The following is a 23,928-nucleotide window of genomic DNA, read 5'->3' on the forward strand; positions in this document are numbered from 1 at the left end:
CCCCGCTTCATTCCCTCTCATCCCTGTGGATAAGATGCGAAGCGAGACCGACGACCCCTTTCGGTACTCACCAGCTGGTGAGTACCGCGCCGCCGAACTTAGCGTCGATGAAGGCCTTCACCTCCGGCGAGCGGTAGGACTCGACCAGCGTCGCGACCCAGGGCTTGTCCTTGTCGGCGCTGCGCACCGCGATCACGTTGACGTAGGGGCCCTTCGGCTCCTCCTTGAGGATCGCGTCGCCGGGCTTGAGGCCGGCCGCGGTGGCATAGTTGGTGTTGACCGCCGCGGCATCGACGTCGTCGAGGGAGCGCGGGGTCTGGGCCGCGTCAACCTCGATGATGCGCAGGCGCTTGGGGTTCTCGGTGATGTCGGCGACGCTCGGCTTGAAGCCGACATTCGCCTTCAGCTTCAGGAGACCCTTGTCCTGGAGGAGCAGCAGGGCGCGGCCGCCATTGGTCGGATCGTTCGGGATCGCCACCGTGCCGCCCGCCGGCACCGCGTCGAAGCTCTTGTGGCGCTTCGAGTAGACGCCCATCGGGAAATTCACCGTCTGGGCGACGCTCTCGATCTTGTAGCCGCGGTCGGCCTTCTGGTTGTAGAGATAGGGCTGGTGCTGGAACGAGTTGGCCTCGAGCTCGCCCGAGGACAGCGCCTCGTTCGGCACGACGTAGTCCGAGAACTCGACCACCTGGAGGTCGAGGCCCTTCTTGGCGGCGATGGGCTTCACCGCCTCGAGGATCTGGGCGTGCGGGCCCGGCGTGGCGCCGACGCGCACGCGCTGCTGGGATTGCGCCAGCGCCGGCAGGCTCGCGGCGGTCAGCAGAACCGCCAGGGTGAGGGTACGCAGCATCGTCTTACGCTCCGAAGGTGAAAGGGAAAGGAGTCAGCCGTGGCGCAGGCGCTTGTTCATGCGCCGCGCCAGCCGGTCGCCGAGGGTCTGGACCAGCTGCACCAGGACGATCAGCACGACCACCACGGCGAGCATCATCTCGGGCATGAAGCGCTGGTAGCCGTAGCGGATGCCGAGGTCGCCCAGACCCCCGCCGCCGACGGCGCCGACCATCGCCGAGAAGCCGATCAGCGACACCACCGCCAGGGTGAGGCCGAGCACGATGCCCGGCAGCGCCTCGGGGATCAGCACCTTGAGGACGATCTGCAGCGGGCTCGCCCCGAAGGCGCGGGCCGCCTCGACGAGGCCGCCATCGACCTCCCGCACCGCGCCCTCGACGAGACGGGCGATGAACGGGATCGCCGCGATGGTGAGCGGCACGGTGGCGGCATTGGTGCCGATCGAGGTGCCGGCGATTGCCCGCGTGAACGGGATGATCGCCACCACCAGGATGATGAACGGCGTCGAGCGGGTGGCGTTGACGACGAGCCCCAGCACCCGGTTGAGCCAGGGCGCGGCCAAGAGTTCGCCGCGGCCGCTGGTGGCGAGGAACACGCCGAGCGGCAGGCCGACCAGCGTGCCGAGGCAGGCCGCCACCGCCACCATCTGCAAGGTGTCGAGGGCGGCCTGGACGAGGAGGCGGAGGAGTTCAGGCGACATGGTACGGGTCCGTAGGCCTGGCGGTGCGCTGCCAGCCGGCGAGATCGAGGGTGCCGAGCATCTCCACGTCGAGGCCGCGCGCCGTGAGGAAGGCGGTCGCCCGATCGACGATTCCGGCATCGGCCGCGACGCCGACCACCAGGGTGCCGAAGGGGCGGCCGGCGATCTCGTCGACGGTGCCGGACAGGATGCCGGCCGGGATGCCGGCCTCGCTCGTGAGCTGGGCCAGCACCGGATCGGTGGCGTGCGGGCCCCGGAAGGTGATGCGCAGCACCGCCTGGCGCCCCTCCCCGGCCGTCAGGCCGGGCGCGAGGCGGGCCTTGAGCGCCGGCGGCAGGGTGCGGCCGGTCTCCTCGTCGAGGAAGGTGCGGGTGATCGCGGCGCGCGGCCGGGTGAACACCTCGAACACGTCGCCGCTCTCGGCGATGCGGCCGCCGTCGAGCACCGCGACCTCGTGGGCGATGGCCCGGATCACCGCCATCTCGTGGGTGATGAGCAGGATCGTCAGGCCGAGCTCGCGGTTGATCCGGCCGAGCAGGTCGAGGATCGAGCGGGTGGTCTCCGGGTCCAGCGCCGAGGTCGCCTCGTCGGAGAGCAGCACCTTCGGGTTGGTGGCGAGCGCCCGCGCGATGCCGACGCGCTGCTTCTGCCCGCCCGACAGCTCGGCCGGGTAGCGGTCGGCCTGGGGCTCGAGCCCGACGAGATCGAGGAGTTCCGCCACCCGCTTGCCGATCGCCGCCTTGTCGTAGCCCGCCACTTCGAGGGGCAGCGCGACGTTGCCGGCGGCGGTGCGGGCCGAGAGCAGGTTGAAGTGCTGGAAGATCATGCCGATGCCGCGGCGCTCGGCCCGCAGGGCCGATTCCGGCAGGGCCGAGATCTCGGCCCGGTCAACGATCACCCGGCCGCGGCTCGGCCGCTCCAGCCCGTTGACCAGGCGGATCAGGGTCGACTTGCCGGCGCCCGAGCGGCCGATCACGCCGAGCACCCGGCCGCGGGACACCGAGAGGTCGATGTCCTCCAGCGCCGTCACGGCGCCGGCGCCGCGGCGCGCGGTGTAGGTCTTGGCCACGCTCTCCAGGCGGACGAGCGCGTCGGGATCGCCGAGCCGGCCGCTCAGGTCCGCCGGCACCGGCACGCGGACGGGGGCCGTCACGGCGCGCGGGTCCGGGCGGGCGGGGAGACGGGAGCGGTCATCGGGGTCCTTCAGCGATACGTCTTAGGCCGGATGGCGGGCCGGCACAGAAACCCGGAAGCGGACTTTCTGTCAACCGGAATGTTCTTTTTGCAGAACGCGCCTGACGGAGAAGGTCTTTTTTCCTGATCGTGCGGGCGCGCCTAACCCCCGCGCACCGCGACGATCCGCAGAAAACCGTGCATTCTCCGTGATCTGCCCTTGCCCTCCGCGTGCCGTGCGGCCCAGGACGGCACAGATCGCAGGAGCGCGCGATGCGACGGCAACCCTTCGGACGCAACCGGCCCGCGGTGCCGGTGATCGGGCAGGGAACCTGGTACCTCGACGAGGGCGAGCCCACCGTGGCCGCCGCCGCGCTGAATCGCGGGCTCGACGTCGGCATGAGCCACGTCGACACCGCCGAGATGTACGGCGAGGCCGAGCCCCTGATCGCCGAGGCGATCGGCGACCGGCGCGACGAGGTGTTCCTGGTCTCCAAGGTCCTGCCGGGCCACGCCTCGCGCCGCGGCACGATCGAGGCCTGCGAGCGCTCGCTCCGGCGCCTGCGCACCGACCGGCTCGACTGCTACCTGCTGCACTGGCGCGGGCCGCACCCGCTGGCGGAGACCTTCGCGGCGTTCGAGGATCTGGTGCGGGCGGGCAAGATCCTGTCCTGGGGGGTGAGCAACTTCGACGCCGACGACCTCGACGAGGCCCTGTCCGTCGCCGGCCCCGGCCGCATCGCCTGCAACCAGGTGCTCTACCACCTGGAGGAGCGGGCGATCGAGCATTCGGTCATGCCCTGGTGCCGGCGCAACGGCGTCGCGCTGGTGGCCTACAGCCCGTTCGGCCACGACAGCTTCCCGGGCCCGGCGACCCCGGGCGGCCGGGTGCTGGCCGAGATCGCGGAGAGCCACGGCGCCACGCCGCGGCAGGTGGCGCTCGCGGCGCTCACCCGCGGCGACGGCGTGCTGGCGATCCCGAAGGCGTCGAGCCCGGCCCACGCGGCCGAGAATGCCGGGGGCGGCAGCCTGACCCTGAGCGACGCCGAACTCGCCCGGATCGATGCCGCTTTCCCGCGCGGGCGGGAGCCGCGGCAGCTGCCGATGCTGTGAGGCGCGAGCGGCGCATCACACCTGCGCCGGCATCGAGGTCGGGAGTTCGGCTTGGTCGGGTCGCGCTCGACATCCGAACGCGATCGGTCAGCCGCGAAACCGCTCGCCGAGAATCTTGCCAAGAATCTTGCGCAGCACCTCGGGACCGTCCGTGGGTACACGGAGCCGAGTTCTCAAGCCGCCCCACGATCCGGCGCCGCGCAGGCATGCAGGCTGTCGCGCAGGGCCAGGATCTCGTCGCGCAGGGCCACCAGCCGCTCGGCGGGCCGGCCGGAGGCACAGACGATCTCGTGCGGGAACGGCGTCGCCTTCTCGCGCAGGGCCGCGCCGGCCTCGGTCAGATTGATGCGCATCAGCCGCTCGTCCTGGACGTCGCGGGCCCGGCTCACCAGGCCCGCCGCCTCCAGCCGCTTGAGCAGCGGCGTCAGGGTACCGGAATCGAGGTAGAGGCGCTGGCCGAGGGTCTTCATCGTCTGCCCGTCCCGTTCCCAGAGCAGGAGCAGCACCAGGTATTGCGGGTAGGTCAGGCCGATTCGGTCGAGGAGCGGCTTGTAGATCCGGTTGAAGGCGTGCGCCGCCGAGTACACCGCAAAGCAGATCTGGCTGGAGAGCAGCAGGTCGTCGTCGACCTGGCCGGCGGGCTGGTCGGGGTTGGGACCACGCGCGTCGAACTCGGACATGTCCCGCTCCTCAAGAGGGCTCCGTCGCGCGGGGCCTGACAATGGCACCCGGAACCATCTGCCCCCGAGGCCGCTTCGATCATAGCGATGACGGCGCACAAAAACAAATTGCGCACAACCGGATTTTGATCTAAGAGCATGCAGCGGCAAGCCGGGATCCGCTTCGGCCAAGTCCGCTTCGGCGAGGTCCGCTTCGGCCAGCCCGACCCGAACTTTGAGGAGAGTCCGATGTCCGTCGACGTGAAGTACACCACCCAGGCCACGGCGAATGGCGGTCGCGACGGTCGCGCCCAGACCCAGGACGGCAGCCTCGACGTCAAGCTGTCGACCCCCAAGGAGCTCGGCGGCGCCGGCGGCGCCGGCAACAACCCCGAGCAGCTCTTCGCGGCCGGCTACGCCGCCTGCTTCCTCGGCGCGATGAAGTTCGTCGGCGGCCAGGAGAAGATCGCCGTCCCGGCCGACACCACCGTGACCGCCAAGGTCGGCATCGGCCCGCGCTCCGAGGGCGGTTTCGGCATCACCGCCGACCTGACCATCTCGCTGCCGGGCCTCGACAAGGCGACCGCCGAGACGCTGGTCGAGAAGGCCCACCAGGTGTGCCCGTACTCGAACGCCACCCGCGGCAACGTCGACGTGGGTCTCACTGTCGCGTAATGTGACGTAACATGGGGTGGGGCGGCGCGGGCCGCCCCCCCTCCCCCCCTGACCGAGGCGCCCCTCCCCCCTGGGAGCGGGCGCCTCGTCGCGTTCAGCCCGGGCGGCGCAGGCAGGCGGCGGCGAGCGCCAGGAAGGCCCGGGCGCGGTGCGACAGGGCCTCGCCCTTCGCCCAGTCGATGCCGTGCTTCTCCTCCGAGGACAGCTCGCCGAAGGTCAGCGGGCTCTCGTCGGGCTTGAACATCGGGTCGTAGCCGAAGCCCTTGTCGCCGCGGGGCGGCCAGACCAGCTCGCCGAAGACCCGGCCCTCGAACAGCTCCTCGTGCCCGTCCGGCCAGGTCAGGACCAGGGCCGAGACGAAGTGCGACCGGCGGTTCGTCGCGGCCCGGGTGGCCAGTTCGCGCTCGATGCGCGCCATCGCGCCGGAAAAATCCTTCGAGCCGCCGGACCAGCGGGCCGAGAACAGGCCGGGCGCCCCGTCGAGCGCGTCGACGCAGAGCCCCGAATCGTCGGCGAAGGCCGGCAGGCCCGTGGCCTTCGTCGCCGCCCGCGCCTTGATGGCGGCGTTCTCGGAGAACATCGTGCCGGTCTCGTCGGGCTCCGGCAGGTTCAGTTCGCCGGCCGAGACCGCCTCGACGCCGAAGGGGGCCAGCAATTCGCGCATCTCGCGCAGCTTGCCGGCATTGTGGGTCGCGATCACGACCCGCCCGGAGAGGAGGCGGCCCATCAGGCGATCGCCTGCTTCTGGAGCGCCACCAGCTCGGCCACACCGGCCTTGGCGAGGCGCAGGAGGCCCAAAAACTCCTCCTCCGAGAACGGCTTCACCTCCGCCGTGCCCTGCACCTCGACGATGCCGCCGCCGCCGGTGATGACGAAGTTGGCGTCGGTCTCGGCGCCGGAATCCTCGGCGTAGTCGAGGTCGAGCACCGGCGTGCCCTTGTGGATCCCGCAGGAGATCGCCGCGACGTGGTCGCGCATCGGGTCGACCGAGATGATCGAGCGGCCGCGCATCCAGGTGAAGCACTCGTGCAAGGCGACCCAGGCGCCGGTGATCGCCGCCGTGCGGGTGCCGCCATCGGCCTGGAGCACGTCGCAATCGACCACGATCTGGCGCTCGCCCACCGCCGGCAGGTTGACGACGGCGCGGAGCGACCGGCCGATCAGGCGCTGGATCTCCTGGGTGCGGCCCGACGGCTTGCCGGCATTGACCTCGCGCCGGTTGCGGTCGTGGGTGGCGCGCGGCAGCATGCTGTACTCGGCAGTCACCCAGCCCTTGCCGGAGCCGCGCAGCCAGGACGGCCCGCGCTCCTCGAGCGAGGCGGTGCACAGCACCTTGGTCTCCCCGAAGGTGACGAGGCACGAGCCCTCGGCGTAGCGCGAGACGCCCCGCTCCAGCGTGACCTTGCGCAGCTCGTCGGGGGCGCGCTTCGAGGGGCGCATGGGCACAACTCCTGTCGAGGGCGCCGCGCACTGACGGCGCGGCACTTGAGATCCGCTAAGGGCCGCGCTCTTAGGCGCTGGCGCCGGGGGCGGCAAGGGGAGCCGGGACGGGAGGAGATTTGCGGATAAGGGAGGCGGGTGAGGGTCTCTGCGATCGACCCTCGATCAATTCCTGTTGCCGCGATGATCGAAAGTAAAGCGCAATTCCCCCCTTGTGGGAGAGGGGACAGGGGTGAGGGTGGCGCGCTTCCGTGTGAAGCTGGGAGCGTCGTGCTGGCAGCTCGGCGGTCTGAGCCTTCTGCGGAACCGTATCACCCTCACCCCTACCCCTCTCCCACGCGGGAGAGGGGATTCCGCGACTTTGTCGTCAGCGGGATATGTTAGGAAGCAGCCCTTTCAGTAGTAGCCGTAGCCCCGGTGATGGTGCCGGCCGTGGTGATGGCCCCAGTGCCCGTGATGGCGCCGGTGGTGCCCCCAGCCGCCGTGATGGTGATGGCGATGGCCCCAGCCGCCGTGGTGGCCGTGCCCCCATCCGTGATGGCGGTGACCCCAGCCGCGGTGATGACCGTGCCCCCAGCCGTGGTGGTGGCCGTACTGCACCTGCACCACCTCGGCCGTCGGCGCTGTCACCGCCCCGGGCGCGAACGGCGCCGCCTGGGCGCTGCCGGCCGTGAGGAGACCGCCCGCTACCAGAGCGGCCGCCGCGAGGAGCCGCTTGCCCACGAGCCGCTTGCCGGCCGCCATCGGGTTTCGCATCGTCAGCATCCTTGCCTCCGGTTCGTCTCGCCGCGTCCTCGTCGCGGCCATGGGGTGGAGACTGGTGCCGGCGGGCTGAACGCGATCTGAGACGCGATGTCGGCCTGCGTTCAGGTGACGACGTGCATCGCGGCATGCGAAATCGTCCCGCCGCGCGGCGTCGCGTCCGCTTGCACGGAGCGCGGGCTCGCATCACAGTAAGGGGTCGTTTGGCTCCCGTAGGGTTGATGAACACGCGCGACCTTCCACCCCTGCCCGGCGGCTCCGGACAGGCCCGTGCCATTGCCGAGCTCAACGAGCGCTCGCGGGAAATCTTTCGCCAGATCGTCGAGAGCTACCTCGCCACCGGGGAGCCGGTGGGGTCGCGCAACCTCGCGCGCATCCTGCCGATGGCGCTCTCGCCGGCCTCGATCCGCAACGTGATGTCGGATCTGGAGCAGGCCGGGCTGATCTACGCCCCCCATACCAGCGCCGGCCGGCTTCCCACCGAGCACGGCCTGCGCTTCTTCGTCGACGCGCTGCTCGAACTCGGCGATGTCGGCCAGGAGGAGAAGGGCCGGATCGAGGCGCAGATGCGCGCCGCCGCCTCGCGCCACACCTTCGAGAGCGCGCTCACCGAGGCCTCGGTGCTGCTCTCGGGGATCTCGCGGGGAGCGGGCGTCGTCGTTACGGCGAAGCAGAACCCGCGCCTGCGCCACATCGAGTTCGTGCGGCTCGATCCCGGCCGCGCCCTGGTGGTGCTCGTCTCCGACGACGGCTCGGTCGAGAACCGCCTGCTCGACCTGCCGCACGGCCTGCCGGCGGGCGCGCTCCAGGAGGCCTCGAACTTCCTCAACGCCCGCATCCGCGGCCGTACCCTCGGCGAGCTGCGGGGCGAGATCGAGGCCGCCCGGGCGGCGATGAAGCAGGAGCTCGACGAGATCACCGGGCGCCTGGTCGATGCGGGCCTCGCCCGCTCGGTCGGCCCGAGCGAGGAGCGCCAGCTCATCGTGCGCGGCCAGGCCAACCTCCTCGACGACCTGCGGGCGGCCGAGGACCTGGAGCGCATCCGGCTGCTGTTCAGCGACCTGGAGAGCCAGAAGGACGTGATCGACCTCCTGTCGCGCGCCGAGGGCGGCGAGGGCGTGCGGATCTTCATCGGCTCGGAGAACAAGCTGTTCTCGCTCTCCGGCTCGTCGATGATCGCAGCCCCCTTCCGGGACGGCAGCCAGACCATCGTCGGCGTCGTCGGCGTCATCGGGCCGACCCGGCTCAACTACGCCCGCATCGTCCCGATGGTCGATTTCACCGCCCGGGTGGTGTCGCGGATGCTGGAGCGCGGGCGAGGCTGAAAGCCGGCGACCGCGCAACCGGTTTCTGGTGTGGGGAACGCGGAAAAGCTGCTTGTCCCCCGGATTCACAAGGGAGGCGGGCTCCGGCATGGTCCGGGAATGGTTCGCGATTCCCTTCACCCGTGAGCGCTCCGTCCCGTCCCCTGCGCAGCCACCAGCGCAGCCTGTCGGAGCTCGTCGGCGCGCTCGCCCGCGGCGAGGCCTCGGGCATCGCCGACATCCTGGCGGCGGTGACGCCCGGCGGCGGCAAGTCGCTGCTGCCGGTCATCGCGGCCTCGAAGCTCATCGCGGCGGGCATCGTCGAGCGGGTGGTCTGGGTCGTGCCGCGGGATTCCCTGCGGCTCCAGGCGGAAGAGGCCTTCGCCGATCCGGCCTGGCGGGCGGCCCTGGGCCACGCCCTCTCGGTGCGGGCGGCCGACAACGCGCCCGATCCGAGCCGGGGCTTGGCCGGCTACGTCACCACCTACCAGGCGGTGGCGGCGGCCCCTGCCCTCCACCTCGCCGAGATGCGGCGCCACCGCACCCTGCTGGTCGTCGACGAGGTGCACCACCTGCCGGCGCTCGCCGACGGCGAGGCGGGGAGCGAGGCCGCGGCCTGGAGCAGCGCCCTGCTGCCGCTGTTTCGCGAGGCGCGCCTGCGGCTCCTCCTCTCCGGGACCCTGGAGCGGGCGGACGGCCGGCGCATCCTGTGGCTGCCCTACCGCACGGAGACAAGCGCGCCGCTGCCGGACATCGAGGCGCCGGGCTGGGCGGTGATCGGCTATTCCCGCGCCGAGGCGCTGGCCGAGAAGGCGGTGCTGCCGGTCAATTTCGGCGCGCTCGACGGCGAGGCGAGCTGGCTCGAGGGCGGGCGCACCAGCGGCCAGGCCCGGGTCGGCCCGCACCGGCTCTCGGGCCCGGGCCCGCGCGCGACGACCCGGCCGGCCCTGTTCACGGCGCTCCGCACGGGATTCGCCCGCGACCTGCTGCGCGAGGCGTTCTTCGCCACCCGCCGGCTGCGGGCCGAGCGCCGGCGCCAGCGCGGCCTTCGCGCTACTGAGGGCGTGCGGGGCCTCGGCAAGCTCCTGGTCGTCGCCCCCGACCAGGCGAGCGCCCAGAGCTACCACGCCATGCTCCAGGCCTGGATGCCCGAGGAGCAGGCGCGCCGCGACGTGCGCATCGCCACCTCGGCCGAGACCGACGCCCACGCCGCGCTCGCCGCCTTCCGGCTCACGCCCGAGCCCGCCGTGCTGGTGACGGTGGCGATGGCCTACGAGGGGCTCGACGCCCCGGAGGTCGCGGTGGTGGCGGCGCTGACCCACATCCGATCGCGGCCCTGGCTCGAGCAGATGATCGCCCGGGCGACGCGGGTCGATCCCCATGCGGGCGACTACGCCGACCAGCACGCCCTGGTCTTCCACCCCGACGATCCGCTCTTCGCGCAGTTCCGCGCCCGGATCGAGACTGAGCAGGCGACCGCGACGAGGCCCCGCAAGCGCCAGACGGGTGCGGCCTCGCCCGAGCCGCGGCCGCTGGCGCGCGAGACCGAGGACGGCATCGTGCCGCTGGAGAGCAACGCGCTCGGCCTGCGCTACGCCATGCTGCGGCCCGGCCCCTCCGTGGCGTTGGCGAGGCCCGAGGCCCGGGGAGAGGCGGGGCAGGCCGGCACCGACGCGAGCCCGGTCCCGCCCTCGCGGGTCGAGCGGGCCCTGCGCGCCCGGGTCGCCGCCATGGTGACGGCGCAGGCGGTCGAGGACGAGGCCGAGCTGCGGCTGCCCCGCGGCGCGTCCCTGGCCCACCGCTACAACGCGGTGCTCAAGCGCCTCTTCAACAACAAGAGCCGGGCGGCGATGACGGTGGAGGAACTGGAGGCGGCGCTCGCCTGGCTGGAGCGCAACCGGCTCCAGGACCACCTGCACCTGCTCGACGGCGATTCGCGCTACGCCTGGAGCGTGCGGCGGCGCTGGGCGGGGGCGGAAAGGCGGCCGGGCTGAGCCTGCTTGGCTTGGCTTGGCTTGGCTTGGCTCGGCGGACCAAATCGAAACCCGCCGCGTCATCCCGGGACCCTGACAGCGGGACCCGGGATGACGTCGAGATGGATTGCGCCGGTGGTCGTACCGGTCCCGGCCGTCCAGGTCGTGGGGGGCCTCAGCGCCCCGGGCCCACCACCTCCGGCACCTTGACCGGCACCGGCACCACCGGCGGGGTCACCGTGCCGGGCGGAATCGTGCCGGGCGGAATCGTGCCGACGGTGGCGATGCCGTTGCCGGCCTTCGGGGCCGCCGCGCCGTTCAGCGGGTTCGCGGCGAGCGGGCCCGTTGCCGCGGCGGGCTCGGGCTCGTGCGCGGGGCCGGCGGGGGCACGGCCGAGCAGGTCCGGCGGGGTCTGCCAGACGAAGGCGTCGAGGCGCCCGCTTACCGGCGAGATCGGGGCCCAGCGGTCGGTGACGAGGCCGTCGGCGCACCAGGCCGGGTCGCGCGGGGCGCGGGCGGCCCGGGCCTGCCACTCGCGGGCCTTGCCGGACTGGGCGCCGTGCTCGGCCTCCTCGATCTCGGCCATCAGCTCGTAGGCATGCGCGGTCGGCTGGTCGGCGACGAGCGGCGCCAGCACGTCGCGGGCGCGGGCGAACTCCCGGGCGTCGATCGCCGCCCGCGCGATGGCGAAGCGCGATTCCGGATGCCAGGACGAGATCCGGGCCAGGGTCTCGGCGCGGGCGAGCCGGTCGCGGCTCGAATCACCGGTGCGCAGGTCGAGATAGACCCGGGCGAGATCCGGATGCGGGTTGGCGCGCCAGGCCGCCTCGACCACCTTGGCGCCACGCTTGAGATCGCCGCGGCGGGCGAAGAGCCGCCCGGCGACGGCCGCTGCCGGCACGAGGTCGGGGGCAAGCTTCACCGCCTCCCGGGCCTGCTCGAGGGCACGCTCGGGGTCGCCCGCCTCGAGGTCGAGGGCGCTGGCGGTGAGCAGCACCGCGCGCTGGCGGCGCATCGCCGCCTTGTCGGAGAGGCCGAGGGCTGCGCGGCGCGAGACGGTGTCGAGGGCGCCAGACCAGTCGCGGTCAGCGCAATGGCTCTCCATCACCGCCTCGTTGGCCCAGGTCACGGTCGGGGCGAGGCGAGCGGCCTCGATCGCGTAGGCGCGGGCGGTGGTCTCGTCGTCCTGGCGCCGGGCCTCGACGAACAGGCCGCGCAGGCCGAGCACCCGGGTCTCGGGATCGTCGACCATGCGCAGGAAGGCGCGCTCGGCCCCGGCGCGGTCGCCGGAGATCTGGGCGGCCTGCGCGGTCAGCAGCAGGGCGAGCGGCTCGGGGCCGAGCAGGCGCTCGGCCTCGCCGGCGTGGCGGCGCGCCGCGATCGGATCGCCCGATCCCACCGCCACCATGCCGCGCGAGAGCGCGTTGTAGCCCCGGGCCTGGCGCCGGCGCCGGCTCGACAGGGTCAGCCGCTCGGGCAGGTTCAGGATGCCGCGGGCGAAGGCCCAGACGAAGCCGAGCACCACCGCCAGCACCATCACGCCGACGAGCGCGGCCGCGAGGCTGGTCGCCAGCTCGTAGCCGCCCCAGGTCACGGTGACCACGCCGGGCCGGTCGGCGAGCCAGACCGCCCCGTAGGCGGCGAGGGCGAGGAGAGCCAGGAAGGCGAGTGCGCGCCACATCGGTCCATCAACTCCAGAAAGCCGCGCTGCCGCACCGGGCGCGCGAGGGGGCGTCGGGGACGCCCCGGGATGTCACGGCGGCCGCCGTGGCGGCCGCGCCGGAAACGGAGTGCCGCGCCCCTTCAGGGTGGCCGCGGCCTCGGGGCCTCAGCGGGTCGCCGGACCCTGGAGCGCCGCGAAGGACGCGGCGAGCCGCGCCCGGGCGGCCTCGCCGGCCGCCGCGCGGGCCTTCAGGCGCTGGCCGAACTCCCCGGCCTGCTGGCGGGCCTGCTCCGGCAGGGCGTCGAAGGCCTGCGCCGCCTCCGCCACCGCGCCGCGGGACAGGGCGTCCTGGATCTTGGCGACGCCGGCCTCGGTCGGGTCGGCGGCGTTGCCCGGGGCCGGGGCCGCGCCCTCGCTCCCGACCTTGCGCACCGAGACGATCGACTCGGCCATGCTGCTCAGCCGGTCGGTGATGCTGCCGCGCTCGGCCACCGCCCGCTGGCGGGCGGCGAGCGCCGCCGCGTTCAGCTTGGCGGCGACGGGCTGGAAGCCCTGGGCCAGCGCCGCCGCGGTCGGCGCGCCGCTCTGGGCGAAGGGCTCCAGCGGCGCCAGCGCCCCGGCCTGGCCGGGATCGAGCTGCTTCAAGGTCGCGAGCGCATCGGCGTAGGGCGCGCCGGAGGCGAGCGCGCTGGCGATCCGGTCGGAGGCCACCACCCGGAGCGCCGCCTGGACGCTGCTCGCCTCGGCCCGTCCCTCCACCGCCTTGGCGAGGTCAGCGAGGCGCTGGTCGACGGCCTTGGCGCGGGCGTCGGACGATTGCTGGAGCGCGTCGAAGCGCTGGTCGGCGGCCTTGGCCCGGCCGTCGAGCGATCGGGCCAGCTCGTCGAGGCGCTGGCCCAGCGCCTTGTCGGCCTGCTCGTCGGCCGCCGCGCGGGTGCCGAGATCGGCCTGGAGCGCCTTCAGCCCCTTGTCGAGCCCGTCGAGGCGCCCGCGCAGGTCGGCGCCGTCGCCGCGGCCCTGGAGGGCCGTCACCGCCTGGGCGAGGCCGTCGACCCGCTGGCGCAGGCCCGCGTCGCCGCCGCCGGCCCGGCCCTGGAGGTCGGCGAGCTGCTTCTCGATGCCCTGGAGGCGGGCGGGGTCGATGCCGGCGCCCGGCGCCTGGCTCGCGGCGGTCGCCGGCTGCCCGGCGGGCTGACCGGTCGAAGGCTGGCCCTGGGCCGGGGCCGCCTCGGCCTTGCGCAGGGCCTCCTCGGCGCGCTGGCCCGCGGCCTTCGCCGCGGCGTCGGCGGCGCGCACCGCGTCGGGCAGCGGGCGCACGCTCGTCTCGAGCGAGGCGATGCGGCGGTCGAGGGCCTGGACGCTGTCGCGCGGCGCGAGGTCGGCCAGGCGCTGCTCAATCGGCACGGTGCCGACCGCATCGCTGCTCTCGGGCGTCGCGGGCTTCGGCAGGTTGATGCCGTAGCCTGGGCCGTAGGTGGTCACGCCGTAGAGGAGGCCGGCCCCGACCACGCCGCCGAGGAGCGAGGCGGCGAGCAGCGAGCCGAACCCGGCGCCGGACCGGGCTTGCGGCGCGGCGGCGGCCGGGATGGCGCTCGTCGTCCGGGCGGCCTCGGGCTTCGACGCGTCCTTCGCCGTCGTGCCGCTGCCGGTGCTCTGCGGGCCGGTGCTCTGCGGGCCGGTCTTCGGCACCGCCGAGAGCGTCGCGCCGGCCGGGCTCGCCGGATTGGGGCGCGAGCCCGCGGAAGCGGCTCCCGTCGTCGCGCCGGTGCCGGCGGCGGGCGACTTGGTGTCGAGGGGCTTTGAATCGAGAGGCTTGGCGTCCAGGGGCTTGCCCGCCTCCGGCGCCTTGCCGACGGGAAGGCCGGTCACCGGTGCGCCGGGCTTGGTATCGCCCGGCTTCGCATCACCCGGCTTGGCATCCCCGACCTTGAGCGGGCCGCTGCCCGGACCCGTGACCACGGCGCCGGTCGCAGGCTTCGGGGTCCCGCTGGGGGAGGACGGCGTCGCGGAGGCGGCCGAAGCGGGGCCGGTCGCGGCGGCCGGCGTGCCGGGCTTGACGTCCCCCGGCTTGTTATCGGCAAGCTTGGCGGCCTCGCCCGGCTTCGGGGGCGTGGTTCCGGTCGCACCGGCGATGGGCGTCGTGGCCCCGGCGGGCGTGCCGCCGGCCGGCTTCGCCGCCGAGGCGCCGAGCGGCGAGGCGGTACCCGACGCCGCGCCGGCTGGGCCAGGCTTCGGCGCGTCGGCCGGCTTCGACGCATCGGCCGGCTTGGGCGGCTCGCCGGGCTTTCCGGTCGCGGTAACGGACGTGGTCGTGACGGGCTTCGCCGCGTCGGCTTTGACGGCGTCCGTCTTGGCCGCGTCCTTGGCCGCCTCGGCCGGCTTCGCAGCCTCGGTCTTCACGGGCTCAACCTTGCCCGCCTCAGCCTTCCCCGGCTCGGACTTCCCCGGCTCGGTCTTGGGCGCGTCGGGCACGCGGGTGGCCTTCAGGTCGATGATCGGCCCATCCGCCGGGTTGCCGCCGCGCCCGCCGGGACGGTTGCGCGAATCCTTCTGGTCCTTGTCGGATGGGGTCACGGCCGAAGATCCTCACCTGTGGGTCCGAGCCGGGGCGCGCCGGACGGCGGCCTGATCGGCGCGGTGTGAGCGCGGCCGCGGGGCAGGATCCCGCCCGGGCCGCGCATGGGTTGATCGTCCCTTAGCATCGCTCCCGGCCCGGGCGAAGGGCCGGCGACGCCTCTGCGTCACTGTCCGATGGATTGGCACGCAGGCCGGCCAGCAGGGCATCCTCGTCCGGCCGCGTCGCGACGACATGGGACAGGATCCCGGCCGCGACCAGGGGCGCGGCCACGTCCGCCGACAGGCAATGATGCGCCACGCGAAAAAACGCCGCCTCGCGCCCCGCCGCCCGGGCGAGCCCGAGCGCCGTCGCGGCGCTGCGCCGGGAATAGTGCAGGGCCGCGTCGAGGCCGTCATGGCTCAGCGCCTCCGCCACCGGCTCCGGCAGGGCCGGCAGCGGCCGGGCGGCGTAGGCGACGAAGACCGTGAGCCGGTAGCCTCGGGCGGCCAGCGTGGCGCCCGGCTCGTCCTTGCGCTCGCGCCCGGCGGCGTGGAGGAGGCGCGCGCCTCGCGGCAGCGACCGGCCGATCAGCTCGGCGAGGGCGAGCGCGTCCCCCCCGGCCTCGTGGACGGCGCCGAACCCCGCCGCCCGCGCGGCGTCGGCGGTGCGGGCCCCGACGCAGTAGGCCGGCAGCGCCGCCAGAGGAGAGCCGGCGACGGCCGGCACGGCGCTCGCGCTGGTCAGGACCAGGGCGTCGAACGGGCCCTCCGGGGCCGGCGCGCCGCTCGGCGCGAGGTCGAGGACGGGGGCGAGGAGCGGCCGGTGGCCGAGGGCCGCGAGGCGCGCGGCGGTGCGCGCGCCGGCCGGCAGCGGCCGCGCGACCCAGACCCGGAGGGCGGTCCCGCACGCCGTCGCCGGCGTCACGCCCCCTCCCCTCATGCGCCCTCCCTCATGCATCCGACCCCGTGTGAAACCGACCACTGTGAAACCGACCACTTGGCCGACCCCGAGGCGACGGGTTATCTGGAGGGCACCTTACCGGCCGCCGCGCGGCGTGCCAGCCCCCTCGCGAGACCATGCCCCCACCATGAACGTCCTCGGGATCGAGACCACCTGCGACGAGACCGCGGCCGCGATCGTGACGGTGGAGGAAGACGGGCGCGGCGCGATCCGTTCCAACGAGGTGCTGAGCCAGATCGCCGAGCACGCCGCCTATGGCGGGGTGGTGCCGGAGATCGCCGCCCGCGCCCATGTCGAGGTGCTGGACCGGCTCGTCGCCCGGGCGCTCGACACCGCCGGCATGCGGCTGTCCGACCTCGACGGCATCGCGGTCGCGGCCGGGCCGGGGCTGATCGGCGGCGTGCTGGTCGGGCTCGTCACCGGCAAGACCCTGGCTCTCGTCGCGCGCAAGCCGCTCGTCGCCGTCAACCACCTCGAGGCCCACGCCCTCACCGCCCGGCTCACCGACGGCCTCGCCTTCCCCTACCTGCTGCTCCTCGCCTCCGGCGGCCACACCCAGCTCGTGGCGGTCAAGGGCGTCGGCGAATACGTGCGCCTCGGCGGCACCATCGACGACGCCATCGGCGAGGCCTTCGACAAGGTCGCGAAGCTCTTGGGGCTCGCCTATCCGGGCGGACCGGAAGTCGAGCGTGCCGCCGAGAGCGGCAATCCGGAGCGCTTCGCCCTGCCGCGGCCGATGCTCGGCCGGCGCGAGCCGAATTTTTCCCTGTCGGGCCTCAAGACCGCGCTCAGGATCGAGGCCGAGCGCATCGCCCCCCTCACCAACCAGGACGTCGCCGACCTCTGCGCCAGCTTCCAGGCGGCGGTGGTCGACGTGGTGGTCGACCGGGTGCGGGTGGCGTTGCGCGATTTCAGTGCCGTCGCCGGCCATCCGACCGCGCTCGTGGCGGCCGGCGGCGTCGCGGCGAACGGCGCCCTGCGCCGCGCCCTCGCCCACCAGGCCGGCGAGGCCGGGCTGCCCCTCGTCGCCCCGCCCCTGCCGCTCTGCGGCGACAACGGCGCGATGATCGCCTGGGCCGGCATCGAGCGCCTGCGCCTCGGCCTCACCGACGACATCACCGCGCCGGCCCGGCCGCGCTGGCCCTTCGCGCAAGCCAAGGACCTTGCCAAGGATCCGGACAAGGATCCGGCCAAGTCCGAGACCGCAGCCGGATGACCCCCGCGGAGGCCGAGGCGCAGCAGCGCCGCTGGCGGGCCCTGGTCGACGAGCGCCTGCCCGAGGCGGCGGCCGCGCATCCCGACTGGCCGGTCTCGCGCAACCACTGCTTCGCCCGCATCCTGCTCGACAATGCCTGCGGCGGGCCCTGGCGCGAGAGCGTCGCCCCGCCGGCCTGGGCCAACATGCCGCCCGAGCGCCTGGGCGTCGCCCTCGGCCTCGGCGAGGCGGTGCTGGCCGGCCGCCAGGACCTCGCGGTGCTCAACCACCGCTCGCTGCTGTGGCGGCGCAAGGTCCGGCCGCCGCCGCCGCCCGCGCGCCTGCCCGGCGACGGGTTCTCCTTGCGGCGCTGGCAGCTCGCCGACGACGAGCCCTTCGCGGCGCTCTGCGCCGACCCGGAGGTGATGCGGTTCTTCCCCGCACCCAAGACCGCCCGCGAGAGCCAGGCCGAGGCCCGGGCGCTCGCCCGGCGCTTCGACGAGGACGGGTTCGGCCCCTGGGTGGTCGAGGCGCCGGAGGGCTTCGTCGGCTTCGTCGGCTGCTGGCGCCCGGCCCGGCCGCTGCCCCTCGGGCCGCTGATCGGCCAGGAATCCGGCCTCGACGCGACGGGCCTCGTCGAGATCGGCTGGCGCCTCGCCTGGCCCGCCTGGGGCCGGGGCTTTGCCGTGCGCGGCGCCCGCCTGGCGCTCGCCGACGTCTTTTCCCGCTGCGCGCTTGCCCAGGTCGTGGCCTACACCGCCGACGTGAACGCGCCCTCGCGCCGGGTGATGGAACGCCTCGGCATGAGCGAGGTCGGCGGGTTCGCCCATCCGGGCCTGCCGGAGGGCCACGAGCTCCGGCCGCACCGGCTGTACCGGTTGACGGCGGCGGAGTTCTTCGGCGGTGGCGGGGCGGGCGACGCTGGCCTAGGATGAGGCTCGCTCGCGACGCTCTCGCAGGTCCCGGTTCTCGACCCGTCTCGCGGGCGCCGGGCGCCATTCCGCCGGGGCGGATGATCGGGAAGCCTGGAAGGCCCGCCATGTCCCAGTCGAAGCCGTCGAGACCGCTCCGCCGGGCAGACCCCGGTCCGGGCCAGCGCCGCATCGAGATCCTCGTGCCGGATGTGCGCGCACCGGCCTTCCGGCACGAAGCACAGCGGCAGGCGGCGGCGGTCGCCGCCAGCCGGCAGGCGCGGGACGACCAGGATTTCATCGATGCCGTTTCTGCCGATCCGGAACACTGATCGGCACCGCCATGACGCGTGGAGACATCTGGACCGTCTCGGGCGGCAAGGACTACGCCGGCAAGCCGCGCCCTGCCGTCATCCTCCAGGATGATGCCTTCGCGGCAACCGATTCCGTCACGATCTGCGCCTTCACGACAGACTCCACGGATGCACCCTTGTTCCGGCTTCCGATTACTCCGAACCACGGCAACGGCCTGCGGGCGCCCTGCCGACTGATGGTTGACAAGATCACGACCGTGCCCCGGCACAAGATCGGGAACCTGGTGGGCCGCCTGGATCCGTCCGACATGAAGCGGCTCGACGAGGCTGTGCTGGTCTTTCTCGGTCTCGCCGGCGCTCTGCCGAGCGGCGGCCCCGTTCACGTCCGTAGTGGCCGGGCATCATGACCGCCACCGGCCCGATCGCGGTCCTGGGCGGCGGCGCCTGGGGCACCGCCCTCGCCAACGCCGCCGCCGCGGCGGCGGAGCGGCCTGTGATCTTGTGGATGCGCGACGCCGCAGGCGCCGCCGCCATGGCCCGCTCGCGCGAGAATGCCCGCCACCTTCCGGGCGTGCCCTTGCATCCGGGGGTGCGCCCGACCGCGTCGGCGGCGGACCTCGCCGCCGCCGGGGCGGTGCTGGTGGTGACGCCGGCGCAGACGCTCCGGGGCGTGCTCGGCGCCTTGCGCCCGCACCTGAAGCCGGACGCCGCGCTCGTCCTGTGCGCCAAGGGCATCGAGCGCGGCACCAACGCCTTCCTGACCGACGTCGCCGCCGAGTCGGCGCCGGAGGCCCCGATCGCGGTCCTGTCGGGCCCGAGCTTCGCGGCCGACGTCGCCCGCGGGCTGCCGACCGCGGTGACGCTGGCGAGCCGAGACGCGGACCTCGCGGCAGGGCTCGCCGCCGCTCTCTCCGGGCCGAGCTTCCGGGTCTATCACGGCAGCGACCCGCGCGGGGTCGAGATCGGCGGGGCGGCCAAGAACGTGCTCGCCATCGCCTGCGGGGCGGCGATCGGCCGGGGCCTCGGCGAGAGCGCGCGGGCGGCGCTGGTCGCCCGCAGCTTCGCCGAGCTGATGCGGTTCGCCCGCGCCTGGGACGCCCGGCCCGAGACCCTGATGGGGCTCTCCGGCCTCGGCGATCTCGTGCTCAGCGCCGCCTCGCCGCAATCGCGCAACTTCGCCTTCGGCGAGCGGCTGGGGCGGGGCGCGAGCCCGGAGGAGGCCGCCGGCGGCAAGCTCGCCGAAGGGGCCCTCACCGCGCAGGGGCTGGTGGCGCTGGCCCGCGAGCGGGGGGTCGAGATGCCGGTGGCCGAGGCGGTGGCGGGGCTGCTCTCAGGGACGCTCGGCCTCGACGCCGCGATCGCCGACCTGCTCAGCCGGCCCCTACGCGCCGAGGCCTGAGCCGGCCGGACCCGGAGGCCGTCAGAACAGCCCCTCGATCCGTCCTTCCGCGTCGAGGTGGATGCCTTCCGCCGCCGGGACCTTCGGCAGGCCCGGCATGGTCATGATCTCCCCGCAGATCGCCACGACGAAGCCGGCCCCGGCCGAGAGGCGCACGTCGCGCACCGCCACCACGTGGCCGCTCGGCGCGCCCATCAGGGTCGGGTCGGTGGAGAACGAGTACTGGGTCTTGGCCATGCAGACCGGAAGGTGGCCGTGCCCGGCCTGCTCGAACGCCGCGAGCTTGGCGGCCGCCTTCGATTCCACCTGGATGTCGGCGGCGCCGTAGAGCGTCTGCGCCACCGCGCGGATCTTGTCTTCCAGCGGCATCGCGTCCGGGTAGGCGAAGCGCGGGGCGGTGGCCGGGCCGGCATCGGCGAGGCCCGCGACCGCGTGGGCCAGGCCCTCGGCCCCGGCGCCGCCCTCGGCCCAGTGCCGGCAGGTGATCGCCTCGACGTCGAGGCGGTCGCGGCACAGAGCCTTGAGGGCGGCGTGCTCGGCCTCGGTGTCGGCGTGGAAGTGGTTGACCGCGACCACCACCGGCGCGCCGAAGCGGCGCACGTTCTCGACGTGGCGGGCGAGGTTGGCAAATCCCCGCTCCAGGGCCGCGACGTTCTCGGCGCCGAGATCCGACTTCGCCACGCCGCCATGCATCTTGAGGGCGCGCACGGTCGCGACGATCACCACCGCCGAGGGGCGTAAAGCCGCCTGCCGGCACTTGATGTCGAAGAATTTTTCCGCCCCGAGATCGGCGCCGAAGCCGGCCTCGGTCACCACGTAGTCGCCGAGCCTGAGGCCCGCCCGGGTCGCGATCACCGAGTTGCAGCCATGCGCGATGTTGGCGAAGGGCCCGCCATGGATCAGCGCCGGGCTGCCCTCGAGGGTCTGGACGAGATTCGGCTGCAGCGCGTCCTTCAGCAGCACTGTCATCGCGCCGGTGGCCTTGAGGTCGGCGAGCGTCACGGGCTTTCGGTCGCGGGTCTCCGCCACCACGATCCGGCCGAGGCGGGCCTCGAGGTCGGCGAGGTCGCGGGCGAGGCAGAACACCGCCATCACCTCGGAGGCGACAGTGATGTCGAACCCGTCCTCGCGGGGAAAGCCGTTGGCGACGCCGCCGAGGCTCTGGGTGATGCTGCGCAACGCCCGGTCGTTCATGTCGACGACGCGCCGGAACGCCACCCGGCGCAGGTCGATGCCGAGCGGGTTGCCCCAGTAGACGTGGTTGTCGATCAGGGCCGCCGCGAGGCTGTGGGCCGAGGTGATGGCGTGGAAATCGCCGGTGAAGTGGAGGTTGATCGCCTCCATCGGCACCACCTGCGCCTTGCCGCCGCCGGCCGCCCCGCCCTTCTGGCCGAAGCAGGGCCCGAGCGAGGGCTCGCGCAGGCAGATCACGGTCTTGCGGCCGATGCGGTTGAGGGCGTCGCCGAGGCCGACCGTGGTGGTGGTCTTGCCCTCGCCCGCCGGGGTCGGGCTGATCGCCGTCACCAGGATCAGCTTGCCCTCTGCCCGCGATTCGAGGCTCCGGATGTGGGCGTGGTCGATCTTGGCGATATGCCGGCCGTAGGGGTGCAGGGCCTCGTCCGGGATGCCGATCCGCCCGGCAATCGCGGTGATCGGCTGCAAGGTGGCCGCGCGGGCGATCTCGATGTCGGTCGGCATTGGGTCCCGATCGTTGTTCTGGAGCCGGTGCGGCTTGGCGTGAGGGATTTTTGGCGTCAGGGATTCTAGGCGCAGGCCGCCCTGGTCGAAAAGATCAATTCGCTTGAGCAGGATGCCCAGAAAAATTGGAAGCCCCCCGCGCGGGTTGCAAACAGGATCGACGTCCCGCCGGGGGCGGTCGCGAGCGGCGTTAGGCATACCGGCAGATCGCGCCCGCTCCGTCGCCAAACGCTTCACCATTGCCGCCGAGAGTGGGTCGGTCGTCGGGGCGAGCGGGGGAACGGGATGGCCTTCTGGATGCGGGCCGGGCTGGTGATCGGCGCGATCTACTACCTGTCGCCGTTGCGTTTCGGCGAGGCGCCCGCTCCCGCCCGGACGGCCCCGACGCTCGGCGAGTTCGCCGGGCCGGTCCTCGAGGCGATGCAAGGCGAGATGCGCGCGCGGGTGGTCGAGGCCACGGTAGCCGAAGCCGGGCGCGCCCTCGGGGCGGGCCTGCGGAGCGCGATCCCGGAGGCGGGCCGGCCGCCCTCCCGCGACACCCTGACGGCCCACGACCGGCAGCCCCCCTGGCGCGGGGCCGCCGAGCGGGAGGCCCGTTGAGGCGCTCGTGCGGCCCGAGACGAGCGGACAAGATTCCTTCGATCCGGTTCTTTACTAGGTAAATTACTAGACCAAACGACCTAGGCCTTGCCACGAATAGCAAGCGGAACTTTGGCCGGTCCGCTTGGTTTCCGAGTCGTGAATAGAACAGGCAATCATCGCCATTGCTGTGCGGCCCCTGGGCCGTCGACGGAGCGAGGCGGGGATTCCGTCGTCTTCCGTCATCGCAACACCTCGAGTCCGATCCGCCGTGCCGCGCTACTTCTTCGACATCATGGACTCGACCCAGAGCGTGCCGGACGAGGCCGGGCTCGATTGCCGTGACCTCGGCGAGGCGCATAGCCAGGCGCGGACCCTGATCGCCGACGCGATGACCGGCCCGGAAACCACGCGGATCGACTGGCGCGCCTGGCGCGTCGAGGTGCGCAACGAGGCGCACGACCTGGTCTTTACCGTGCCGTTCCCGCCGCGCCGCGACTGACACCCCGCGGCGCGCCGTCGTTTCCGTGCGGCCTGTCCCCAGGCCGGATCGCCTTCCGGGCGGGCAGGGACTAACATCCTAGCGTCTCGTCCCTATACTCAATGGGAGTTCTATGGGTCCGGCTGCCCCTGGCGGCGGGACGCGACGGGCCGGAGCGCGTCCGGCCGCGCCGGGAAGGCAATTCGATGTCCGAGACCGAGGAGGAGGTTCCGGCCGACCGCGTGGTCGAGACCCTGGAGGTCGTGCTGCACGCGCCGCCCTTCCTGCGCTCGCCGAAGCTCGCGCGCTTCCTGCGCTTCGTCGTGGAGGAGGAACTGGCCGGGCGCGGCGCGACGATCAAGGCCTACACCATCGCCACCCAGGCCCTCGGCCGCAACCCCGACTTCGACCCGAGCCTCGATCCCAGCGTGCGCGTCGAGGCCGGGCGCCTGCGGCGGGCGCTCGACGACGCCTATGCCCAGCACGCCGCGGGGCTCGACGTGCGCATCACCGTCCCGGTCGGCGGCTACCGGCCCCGGTTCGGCCTCACGGGAGGGGCTGTGTCCGTCCCGGAGGATCCTGCCGTCCCGGAGGATCCCGCCCCGGAGGCACCGGCCGCGCCGCAGCCCGGGGCGGCGCCTTTGCCGGCGGTGCCGGAGGGGCCGCGGCCGGCGGTAGCCGGGTTCAGCCCCCGCGCCCAGGCGGCGGTGATCGCCCTGCTCGCCGGCATCCTGCTGGTGCTGTGCATCGATCTCGGGCTGACCGTGAGCGCGCGCCTCGCCGCCGGCTCCGCGGTCCCGCGCGATATCGCCGTCCGGGGCCGATGACGCCGGGCTCCGCGACGCTCAGGTCCAGCGCGTCGCGAAGCGGGCGAGGTCGGCCGCATTGCCGAAGGCGACGACGCCCAGGGTACGGGTCTCCTCCGGCAGCCCGGGGAACGGCGCGTAGGTCAGCGCGCGCCGGCTGAACGCGGTGCTCGGCGCCTCGCGGGCGGCCCAGTCCCGCACCTCCGGCGCGAGCGCGCCGGGATCGCCCGGCACGACGAGCCCCGACCGCTCGCGCAGCGCCAGGACGTAGGGGCCGAGATCCGGGTGCTGCTCGTGCAGGACCTTGACGATGTCGATCATCGCTGGAGCGATCTCGAAGAAGGGGTGCCCTCGAGCGTCAGAAGCTCTGCGGCTCGTTGATCTGCACCACCGGCTGGCCCTTGAAGAAGTTCGGGATGTCCCCGAAGATCTCCTTGCCATGCGCCGCACCGGCCTTCTTGAAGTCGTCGAGGGAGCGGAAGGTGAGCAGCGCGATCACCTGGAACGGCGCCGGGCCGCCGTCGGGCGTGCCGCTCGCCGTGACCACCTCGGTCTTCTCCAGGCCCATCGACGACCAGCGCTCTTGCGCCAGCGGAATGTGGTGCTTGAGATAGTAGGCGAGGTCGAAGGGCTGGGCGTCGGCGCCGCCCGGATACATCACGCTGACCACGATCATGGCGTTCCCGTCGCTCCCGGATGCGGGACCCGTTCCCGGTC

Annotated in this window: 25 protein-coding genes; 12 read left to right on the forward strand and 13 right to left on the reverse strand. The window is 73.5% G+C overall.

Annotation, left to right across the window (positions count from 1 at the left end; all coding sequences use genetic code 11):
* Window positions 1–67: 67 nt before the first annotated feature.
* Genes ACS5PV_RS24100 through ACS5PV_RS24110 form a run of 3 tightly spaced genes read right to left on the reverse strand, consistent with a single transcriptional unit; the run spans window position 68 to window position 2,702 of the window.
* On the reverse strand, window positions 68–850 hold the full coding sequence (locus tag ACS5PV_RS24100; protein ID WP_455397876.1) for a MetQ/NlpA family ABC transporter substrate-binding protein: 783 nt from the start codon (window positions 848–850) through the stop codon (window positions 68–70).
* Window positions 851–883: 33 nt separating this feature from the next.
* Entirely contained in the window at window positions 884–1,549 is a 666-nt protein-coding gene (locus ACS5PV_RS24105; protein WP_455397877.1) for a methionine ABC transporter permease, read from the reverse strand.
* On the reverse strand, window positions 1,539–2,702 hold the full coding sequence (locus ACS5PV_RS24110; RefSeq protein WP_455397878.1) for a methionine ABC transporter ATP-binding protein: 1,164 nt from the start codon (window positions 2,700–2,702) through the stop codon (window positions 1,539–1,541). Before ACS5PV_RS24110 ends, ACS5PV_RS24105 begins: the two co-directional genes overlap by 11 nt.
* Before the next feature lie 293 nt (window positions 2,703–2,995).
* On the opposite strand from ACS5PV_RS24110, the gene ACS5PV_RS24115 reads away from it, so the two are divergent.
* On the forward strand, window positions 2,996–3,835 hold the full coding sequence (locus ACS5PV_RS24115) for an aldo/keto reductase (RefSeq protein ID WP_455397879.1): 840 nt from the start codon (window positions 2,996–2,998) through the stop codon (window positions 3,833–3,835).
* A gap of 173 nt (window positions 3,836–4,008) precedes the next feature.
* On the opposite strand, the gene ACS5PV_RS24120 is transcribed toward ACS5PV_RS24115, so the two are convergent.
* Entirely contained in the window at window positions 4,009–4,515 is a 507-nt protein-coding gene (locus ACS5PV_RS24120; protein ID WP_455397880.1) for a MarR family winged helix-turn-helix transcriptional regulator, read from the reverse strand.
* Between the two features lie 228 nt (window positions 4,516–4,743).
* On the opposite strand from ACS5PV_RS24120, the gene ACS5PV_RS24125 reads away from it, so the two are divergent.
* Entirely contained in the window at window positions 4,744–5,169 is a 426-nt protein-coding gene (locus ACS5PV_RS24125) for an organic hydroperoxide resistance protein (protein WP_099954895.1), read from the forward strand.
* Between the two features lie 94 nt (window positions 5,170–5,263).
* Here ACS5PV_RS24125 and rdgB read toward each other — a convergent pair whose 3' ends face one another.
* The 3 genes from rdgB to ACS5PV_RS24140 all read right to left on the reverse strand — a co-directional run bounded on the left by rdgB (window position 5,264) and on the right by ACS5PV_RS24140 (window position 7,374).
* A complete protein-coding gene (gene rdgB, locus ACS5PV_RS24130) occupies window positions 5,264–5,896 on the reverse strand; it encodes an RdgB/HAM1 family non-canonical purine NTP pyrophosphatase (RefSeq protein ID WP_455397881.1) in 633 nt (210 codons plus the stop codon).
* Entirely contained in the window at window positions 5,896–6,609 is a 714-nt protein-coding gene (gene rph / locus ACS5PV_RS24135; RefSeq protein WP_455397882.1) for a ribonuclease PH, read from the reverse strand. The genes rdgB and rph overlap by 1 nt, the downstream gene beginning before the upstream one ends.
* Before the next feature lie 396 nt (window positions 6,610–7,005).
* Window positions 7,006–7,374: a hypothetical protein gene (locus ACS5PV_RS24140; RefSeq protein ID WP_455397883.1), complete on the reverse strand. Its 369-nt coding sequence runs from the start codon at window positions 7,372–7,374 to the stop codon at window positions 7,006–7,008.
* Between the two features lie 218 nt (window positions 7,375–7,592).
* Here ACS5PV_RS24140 and hrcA point away from each other — a divergent pair, with 218 nt between their 5' ends.
* A complete protein-coding gene (gene hrcA, locus ACS5PV_RS24145) occupies window positions 7,593–8,696 on the forward strand; it encodes a heat-inducible transcriptional repressor HrcA (protein ID WP_455397884.1) in 1,104 nt (367 codons plus the stop codon).
* A 122-nt stretch (window positions 8,697–8,818) separates the two neighbouring features.
* A complete protein-coding gene (locus ACS5PV_RS24150; RefSeq protein WP_455397885.1) occupies window positions 8,819–10,669 on the forward strand; it encodes a DEAD/DEAH box helicase in 1,851 nt (616 codons plus the stop codon).
* A 154-nt stretch (window positions 10,670–10,823) separates the two neighbouring features.
* Here ACS5PV_RS24150 and ACS5PV_RS24155 read toward each other — a convergent pair whose 3' ends face one another.
* The 3 genes from ACS5PV_RS24155 to ACS5PV_RS24165 form a co-directional block, all read right to left on the reverse strand.
* Window positions 10,824–12,329 carry a heme biosynthesis HemY N-terminal domain-containing protein gene (locus tag ACS5PV_RS24155; protein ID WP_455397886.1) on the reverse strand — a complete coding sequence of 502 codons (1,506 nt, stop codon included), beginning with the start codon at window positions 12,327–12,329 and terminating at the stop codon, window positions 10,824–10,826.
* 147 nt (window positions 12,330–12,476) lie between these two features.
* Complete coding sequence (locus tag ACS5PV_RS24160) at window positions 12,477–14,885, reverse strand: hypothetical protein (protein ID WP_455397887.1); 2,409 nt, start codon at window positions 14,883–14,885, stop codon at window positions 12,477–12,479.
* Window positions 14,886–15,006: 121 nt separating this feature from the next.
* Window positions 15,007–15,807 carry a uroporphyrinogen-III synthase gene (locus ACS5PV_RS24165; protein ID WP_455397888.1) on the reverse strand — a complete coding sequence of 267 codons (801 nt, stop codon included), beginning with the start codon at window positions 15,805–15,807 and terminating at the stop codon, window positions 15,007–15,009.
* Window positions 15,808–15,955: 148 nt separating this feature from the next.
* Between ACS5PV_RS24165 and tsaD the strand changes: the two genes are divergently transcribed.
* The 5 genes from tsaD (at window position 15,956) to ACS5PV_RS24190 (ending at window position 19,647) form a co-directional block, all read left to right on the forward strand.
* Window positions 15,956–17,044: a tRNA (adenosine(37)-N6)-threonylcarbamoyltransferase complex transferase subunit TsaD gene (tsaD, locus tag ACS5PV_RS24170; protein WP_455397889.1), complete on the forward strand. Its 1,089-nt coding sequence runs from the start codon at window positions 15,956–15,958 to the stop codon at window positions 17,042–17,044.
* Window positions 17,041–17,958, forward strand: coding sequence for a GNAT family N-acetyltransferase (locus tag ACS5PV_RS24175; RefSeq protein ID WP_455397890.1), 918 nt, complete (start codon window positions 17,041–17,043; stop codon window positions 17,956–17,958). The genes tsaD and ACS5PV_RS24175 overlap by 4 nt, the downstream gene beginning before the upstream one ends.
* Window positions 17,959–18,062: 104 nt before the next feature.
* Window positions 18,063–18,266 (forward strand): antitoxin MazE-like protein, encoded by a 204-nt coding sequence (locus ACS5PV_RS24180; protein WP_455397891.1) that lies wholly within the window; start codon window positions 18,063–18,065, stop codon window positions 18,264–18,266.
* Window positions 18,267–18,277: 11 nt separating this feature from the next.
* Window positions 18,278–18,655: a type II toxin-antitoxin system PemK/MazF family toxin gene (locus ACS5PV_RS24185; RefSeq protein WP_455397892.1), complete on the forward strand. Its 378-nt coding sequence runs from the start codon at window positions 18,278–18,280 to the stop codon at window positions 18,653–18,655.
* On the forward strand, window positions 18,652–19,647 hold the full coding sequence (locus tag ACS5PV_RS24190) for an NAD(P)H-dependent glycerol-3-phosphate dehydrogenase (protein WP_455397893.1): 996 nt from the start codon (window positions 18,652–18,654) through the stop codon (window positions 19,645–19,647). The genes ACS5PV_RS24185 and ACS5PV_RS24190 overlap by 4 nt, the downstream gene beginning before the upstream one ends.
* A gap of 21 nt (window positions 19,648–19,668) precedes the next feature.
* Here the strand turns inward: ACS5PV_RS24190 and ACS5PV_RS24195 are convergent, their stop codons facing one another.
* On the reverse strand, window positions 19,669–21,345 hold the full coding sequence (locus tag ACS5PV_RS24195; protein ID WP_455397894.1) for a formate--tetrahydrofolate ligase: 1,677 nt from the start codon (window positions 21,343–21,345) through the stop codon (window positions 19,669–19,671).
* A gap of 285 nt (window positions 21,346–21,630) precedes the next feature.
* On the opposite strand from ACS5PV_RS24195, the gene ACS5PV_RS24200 reads away from it, so the two are divergent.
* The 3 genes from ACS5PV_RS24200 to ACS5PV_RS24210 all read left to right on the forward strand — a co-directional run bounded on the left by ACS5PV_RS24200 (window position 21,631) and on the right by ACS5PV_RS24210 (window position 23,232).
* On the forward strand, window positions 21,631–21,945 hold the full coding sequence (locus ACS5PV_RS24200) for a hypothetical protein (RefSeq protein ID WP_455397895.1): 315 nt from the start codon (window positions 21,631–21,633) through the stop codon (window positions 21,943–21,945).
* Window positions 21,946–22,195: 250 nt separating this feature from the next.
* Complete coding sequence (locus tag ACS5PV_RS24205) at window positions 22,196–22,426, forward strand: DUF6894 family protein (RefSeq protein WP_455397896.1); 231 nt, start codon at window positions 22,196–22,198, stop codon at window positions 22,424–22,426.
* 185 nt (window positions 22,427–22,611) lie between these two features.
* On the forward strand, window positions 22,612–23,232 hold the full coding sequence (locus tag ACS5PV_RS24210; protein WP_455397897.1) for a hypothetical protein: 621 nt from the start codon (window positions 22,612–22,614) through the stop codon (window positions 23,230–23,232).
* 18 nt (window positions 23,233–23,250) lie between these two features.
* Here the strand turns inward: ACS5PV_RS24210 and ACS5PV_RS24215 are convergent, their stop codons facing one another.
* Window positions 23,251–23,532, reverse strand: coding sequence for a hypothetical protein (locus tag ACS5PV_RS24215; RefSeq protein WP_455397898.1), 282 nt, complete (start codon window positions 23,530–23,532; stop codon window positions 23,251–23,253).
* Window positions 23,533–23,569: 37 nt separating this feature from the next.
* Window positions 23,570–23,887 (reverse strand): EthD family reductase, encoded by a 318-nt coding sequence (locus tag ACS5PV_RS24220; RefSeq protein WP_455397899.1) that lies wholly within the window; start codon window positions 23,885–23,887, stop codon window positions 23,570–23,572.
* Between the last annotated feature and the right edge of the window lie 41 nt (window positions 23,888–23,928).

This window comes from Methylobacterium sp. Gmos1, assembly GCF_053764715.1.